Genomic DNA, 5276 nt, shown 5'->3' with positions numbered 1-5276 from the left:
GCAGGCGCTCGCGGCCGATCGAGAACAGATAGCGGGTGCAGGCGTTGTGGAACGCGAGCAGGCAGGCGAAGAAGCTGGTGACGATGAGGATGCGCATCGTGATCGACGCCCACAGGCCCAGGTACTGCTCGCCGGCGTTGAACACCATGTCCTGGAACGTGTCCTCCTGGGCGAGCTTGAGCACGCCGTCCACGCCGAAGGCGACCGTGAGGATCCAGAACGTGAACGCGTAGAAGACCCCGAGGAACGCGATCGCGATGTAGGTCGCCATCGGCACCGTGCGGGTGGGGCGGATCGCCTCCTCGGTGTAGATCGCCGTGCTCTCGAAGCCGAGGTAGGCGCCGAAGCCGAACACGAAGAGTGCGCCGCTGCCCGCGGCGAAGAACACGTTCTGCGGGGCGAACGCGGCGAACGAGACCGGCTCTGGCCCGCCCTGCGCGAGCACGCCGATCGCGAGGATCAGCAGGATCGCGACCTCGGCGGTGAGCAGCACCGCGAGCACCTTGGCGCCCACGTCGATCTTGCGGTAGCCGAGGATGCCGACGGCGAGGAACGCGAGGAGGGCGTAGACCGTCCACGGCAGCTCGATCCCGAACAGCGCGGAGAACGTCATCTCGCCGAAGAAGCCGACGAAGCCGTAGAAGCAGATGCACAGCGCCGCGTAGGAGAAGATCGTGACGAACACGATCCCGATCCCGATCGGCTTGCCGAGCCCTTTCGCGCCGTAGATGTAGAACGCACCGGCGTTGCGGACGTAGCGGGACATCGCGGTGAACCCCACCGCGAACAGCATCAGCACGACGCCCGAGGCGAGCATGGCTCCCGGCCCGCCGATGCCCGCGAGGCGGAAGTCGGTGGGGGCGGCGCTGGCGACGACCGTCAGCGGCGCGGCGGCGGAGATCACGAAGAAGACGATCGCCCAGACGCCCAGTCGGCGGCGGGCGAGCGCGGTGCCGCCCGTCAGGGCGGCGTCGGCCGGGGCGGCGACCGCGGAATCGGCGGGGGAAGGTCGAGACATCATCGGCTCCTGGTTCGATAGGCCGAGGCATCGGGACAGCGACGGCGCTTGAACAGTGATTCAAGAGCGTTAAGTCGATTCTGTCAAGCAAATAAGAGCGATCTGTCCTAGAATTCTGAACATTCGTTCAAAGCAGATCGGAGGCGCCATGACGTCCCACCCCACTTCGCCGCAGCCGGAAGGGCGTCCGCGCGCCCGCGATCTCGGCATCGTCTTCGACGGCGAGCCCGGCCCGCTGGACGCGATCACGGACGTCCCCGGCCTGGAGGTCGGCTTCACGACGCTCATCGCGGGGGAGGGCGCGCATGCGGTGCGCTCGGGGGTCACCGCGATCCTTCCGCGCGGCCGGGCCGGCGTGGGCGATGCGTGCGCGGCCGCCGTGCACTCCTTCAACGGCAACGGCGAGCTCACCGGCCGCAGCTGGATCGACGAGTCCGGATCCCTCGCCCTGCCGATCGCGATCACGAACTCGCACGCCGTGGGTCCGGTGCATGCCGGCGTGGACTCCTGGCTCGCCGCGAACCGCCCCGATCTGGCCGCGCAATGGCTGCTGCCGGTCGTCGGGGAGACCTGGGACGGGTACCTCAACGACATCAACGGCGGCCACGTGCGGTCGGAGCACGCGGTCCAGGCGCTGGATGCGGCGACCACGGGGCCGGTCGCGGAGGGGAACGTCGGCGGCGGTACCGGGATGAACTGCTACGGCTTCAAGGGCGGCACGGGCACGGCCTCCCGGGTCGTGCGTCACGGCGAGGACGAGTACGTGGTCGCCGCGCTCATCCAGGCGAACTTCGGTTCGCGCGCGGAGCTGAGACTCGACGGCATCCCGCTCGGCCGGCAGACCGCCGCGCCGAACCCGATGGACGACACCGACTGGTTCGCCAGGGATCGGGCCGTCGGGCGCGCGGTGAGCGGGGCCGGATCCGCGATCGTCGTCATCGCCACGAACGCGCCGCTGCTGCCGGGGCAGTGCGCGGCGCTCGCCCGCCGCGGTGCGCTGGGCCTCGGCCGCAGCGGCACCGCGGGCAGCCACTTCTCCGGCGACATCGTGCTGGCGCTGTCGACGGCGAACTCCGGGGCGCTGAGCTCGGTGTTCCCCTCCGACGAGCGGGCCGAGTACGAGCAGGTGCGCTTCGTGCCGTGGGGGCGGATGGATCCGTTCCTCGCCGCAGCGGTGCAGGCGGTCGACGAGGCGGTGTGGAACGCGCTCGTCGCGGCGGAGGACATGGTCGGCCGCGACGGTCATCAGAGCGTCGCGCTCCCGCACGACGAGATCCGTGCGGTCGTGGCGCGGCGCGCGGGGCGCTGAGACTCCTGCAGGCGCTCGTCCTGCAGGATGGGGGACATGGACACGACGCCGGCCGCCTGGCTGCGGGAACGCCCGTCTCTCACCGGAACCCCTCCGGCACTGCATCCCGACGCGGTGCCGGACGATCCGCTCGCTCTGTTCCTGAACTGGATCACGGCGGCGGCGGAGGCCGGCGTCGCCGAGCCGCATGCGGCGACCCTGGCGACAGCCGACGCCGACGGCACCCCTGACGCGCGCACGCTCATCCTCAAGGACGTCGACGAGCGCGGCTGGGCCTTCGCCGGGACGCGCTCCTCCGCGAAGGGGCGCCAGCTCGCGGTGAACCCCGCCGCCGCGCTGAACTTCTGGTGGCAGCCCGTGCTGCGCGCCGTGCGGGTGCGCGGGCCCGTCGTCGAGGCCCCCGCGGGCGAGAGCGCGGCCGATCTCGCGGCGCGTTCCGCGGCGGCGCGCGCCGGGGTCGCCGACGGCGACTGGGTGCTCTGGCGGATCGTTCCGAACCGGATCGAGTTCTGGCAGGGTGCGACGGACCGCAGGCACACCCGCATCGTGTACACCCGCGAGGGGGATCGCTGGCTCCGGTCCTGGAGCGGCGGCGACGGAACGCGCCGGGGCGCGGACGAGGAGGGGCGCGGATGAGCGACTACGAGGTCATGAGCATCGGGAGCCCCGACGAATGGCGGGCCTTCCACGGCGGGTTCGACGAGACGCGTTCGCGCGACGGCCGGCGCGTCGTCGACCACGAGCTCACGATGCAGTACATCGGCATGACCGCGAACGCCCTCGTCCCGGGCGAGGAGGCGGGCTACTGGCATACGCATGCACGGATCGAGGAGCTCTACGTGTTCCTCAATGGACGCGGCCAGATGGGCGTCGGCGACGACGTCGTCGAGGTCGGGCCGGGCTCGGTCGTGCGCGTCGGACAGGGCGTTCCGCGCACGTGGCGCGCCCGTCCGGACAGCCCGGGAGAGCTGCGCTGGCTGTGCATCCGCGCCGGTGGCGAGTCGCTGCCGCACCTCCCCGACGACAGCGCGCGCCTGCCCGAGCGGCCCATGCCCTGGCCCGTCGCGGACTGAGACGCACGGGCGTCGGCGCTCCGCGCGGCGGCGCCCGTCGACGCAGGGGCCGTGACACGCTGGAGGCATGACCGACGAGATCCTGCCTCCCGCCCTCAGAGCCGAGATCAACGCCGTGCTCGACGATGCCGGCGTGCGCGCCGACCGACGCCTGGTGCTGAGGATGCTGCAGACCGCCGTGCTGCTCGGCGAGGACGGCACGGACCGGCTGGATCTGAAGATCGCCTCGGCCGCGCTCTCCGAGATGCGCAGCGCGTTCCGGCTGTTCGCGCCGTTCCACGGGGTCTCCAAGGTCACGGTGTTCGGATCCGCCCGCACCGCGCAGGACGACCCGCTGTACCGGCAGGCGCGCGACGTCGCGGCCGCGCTCGCCGCGGAGGGGTGGATGGTGGTGACCGGCGCGGGCCCGGGGATCATGCAGGCCGCCGCGGAAGGGGCAGGTCCGGAGCGCTCGCTCGGGGTCTCGATCCGGCTCCCGTTCGAGGAGAAGGCCAACACGATCGTCGCCGAGCAGGAGCACGTCGTCGCGATGAAGTACTTCTTCACGCGCAAGCTCATGCTCATGAAGGAGTCCCGCGGATTCATCTGCCTGCCCGGGGGCTTCGGCACCCTGGATGAGATGTTCGAGCTGCTCACGCTGCAGCAGACCGGCAAGGCCGAGCCCATGCCGATCGTGCTGCTGGACGAGCCGGGGGGAACCTTCTGGCGGGGCCTGGAGCGCTTCGTGCAGGAGGACCTCGCTCCGACCGGGGTGATCTCGCCCGGCGACTTCGACCGCGTGCGGATCACCGACTCCGTGACCGAGGCTGCCGCGGTCATCACCGGATTCTGGCGCAACTACGACTCGCTGCGGTGGGTGGGGGACCTGCTCGTCCTCCGCCTGCGCGCGGAGCCGACCGTCGACGAGATCGCGCAGCTGAACGAGCAGTTCGGATCGATGCTGTCCTCCGGCCGCATCGAGGCCTGCGGTCCTCAGCCCGTGGAGCTCGCCGACAAGGACCTCGTGGACCTGCCGCGTCTGTCGCTGCACCTCGACCAGCGCGCAGTCGGGAGCCTCTTCCGTCTCATCGGCGCGGTCAACCGTTTCGGATCCGCCCCCGCCGCCCCCTCCGCCTGAGCGAGGAGCTCTCACTTCCGAGTCGTCCCCACCAGCGGAGCCCCTGGGGTCCGCTGGTGGGGACGACTCGGAGATGGATGACGCTCAGCGGGCGCGGGCCTGCAGGTACGCGAGGATCGCGCGGACGCGACGATTGCCGTCGGGGGAGTCCTCGATGCCGAGCTTGGCGAAGATGGCGCCGATGTGCGTCTCGACGGTGCGCTCGGAGAGGAACAGGTGCCCGCCGATCGCCGCATTCGACCAGCCCTCGGACATGAGCGCGAGCACGTCGAGCTCGCGCGGGGTGAGCGCGTCCAGCGCACGGCCGGACGGCTCGGCGCCGGAGTGCTCGGCGCCGAGCGGCGCGATCACGGCGCGCACGTCTGCACCGCCTCGACGATCGTGCGGGTCGTCCACGGTTCCCGGGTAGTCGGAGCCCCCAGCGCGGCCTCCATGACAGCACTGTAGGACCAAAGCGCCGCGAGCGATACCGCCCGGCTCAGACCTCGGAGCGCCGGATCCCCTCGGCGAACGCGGCGAGGTCGACGGGCCGGCCCAGCACGCGCTCGGCGGCGCGCGCACCGGACGCGTAGGCGCCGCCGACCGTCGCGGGCTCCTCGCCCCAGGTGGCCTCGCCCGCGAAGTGCAGCACGCCGTCCACCGGGCCCGCGAGGGCGTCGTGATCGTGGTGCGAGGCGCCGGCCGCGACGTGCGAGTAGGAGCCGTGCGAGAACGGATCCTCGCCCCATCGCGTGATCCAGCGGGCGACCGGATCCGGGA

Annotated in this window: 7 protein-coding genes; 4 read left to right on the top strand and 3 right to left on the bottom strand. The window is 71.6% G+C overall.

Annotated features, from left to right (window positions below; all coding sequences use genetic code 11):
* Positions 1-1018: APC family permease (locus B7X32_RS18110; protein WP_292722839.1), on the bottom strand; the 1018-nt coding region annotated here is incomplete at its 3' end.
* Positions 1019-1166: 148 nt separating this feature from the next.
* Here B7X32_RS18110 and B7X32_RS18105 point away from each other — a divergent pair.
* From B7X32_RS18105 to B7X32_RS18090, 4 genes are all read left to right on the top strand, one after another.
* A complete protein-coding gene (locus B7X32_RS18105; protein WP_292722836.1) occupies positions 1167-2327 on the top strand; it encodes a P1 family peptidase in 1161 nt (386 codons plus the stop codon).
* Between the two features lie 36 nt (positions 2328-2363).
* Entirely contained in the window at positions 2364-2963 is a 600-nt protein-coding gene (locus tag B7X32_RS18100) for a pyridoxamine 5'-phosphate oxidase family protein (RefSeq protein ID WP_292722833.1), read from the top strand.
* On the top strand, positions 2960-3400 hold the full coding sequence (locus tag B7X32_RS18095) for a cupin domain-containing protein (protein WP_292722830.1): 441 nt from the start codon (positions 2960-2962) through the stop codon (positions 3398-3400). Before B7X32_RS18100 ends, B7X32_RS18095 begins: the two co-directional genes overlap by 4 nt.
* A 67-nt stretch (positions 3401-3467) precedes the next feature.
* Complete coding sequence (locus B7X32_RS18090) at positions 3468-4517, top strand: TIGR00730 family Rossman fold protein (protein ID WP_292722827.1); 1050 nt, start codon at positions 3468-3470, stop codon at positions 4515-4517.
* 84 nt (positions 4518-4601) lie between these two features.
* Here B7X32_RS18090 and B7X32_RS18085 read toward each other — a convergent pair whose 3' ends face one another.
* Together B7X32_RS18085 and B7X32_RS18080 are read right to left on the bottom strand one after the other, a co-directional pair.
* A complete protein-coding gene (locus tag B7X32_RS18085) occupies positions 4602-4913 on the bottom strand; it encodes a helix-turn-helix transcriptional regulator (protein ID WP_292722824.1) in 312 nt (103 codons plus the stop codon).
* 82 nt (positions 4914-4995) lie between these two features.
* A partial coding sequence (locus B7X32_RS18080; protein ID WP_292722821.1) for an FAD-dependent oxidoreductase occupies positions 4996-5276 on the bottom strand: 281 nt, incomplete at its 5' end.

The organism is Microbacterium sp. 13-71-7 (assembly GCF_002257455.1).
Lineage (GTDB): Bacteria > Actinomycetota > Actinomycetes > Actinomycetales > Microbacteriaceae > Microbacterium.
Note: the sequence above shows the minus strand (reverse complement) of the source record. Positions and strands in the feature narration are given on the sequence as shown.

Coding starts and splice junctions, on each gene's coding strand:
- B7X32_RS18105 (WP_292722836.1), top strand. CDS start 1,167: ATGACGTCCCACCCCACTTCGCCGCAGCCGGAAGGGCGTCCGCGCGCC.
- B7X32_RS18100 (WP_292722833.1), top strand. CDS start 2,364: ATGGACACGACGCCGGCCGCCTGGCTGCGGGAACGCCCGTCTCTCACC.
- B7X32_RS18095 (WP_292722830.1), top strand. CDS start 2,960: ATGAGCGACTACGAGGTCATGAGCATCGGGAGCCCCGACGAATGGCGG.
- B7X32_RS18090 (WP_292722827.1), top strand. CDS start 3,468: ATGACCGACGAGATCCTGCCTCCCGCCCTCAGAGCCGAGATCAACGCC.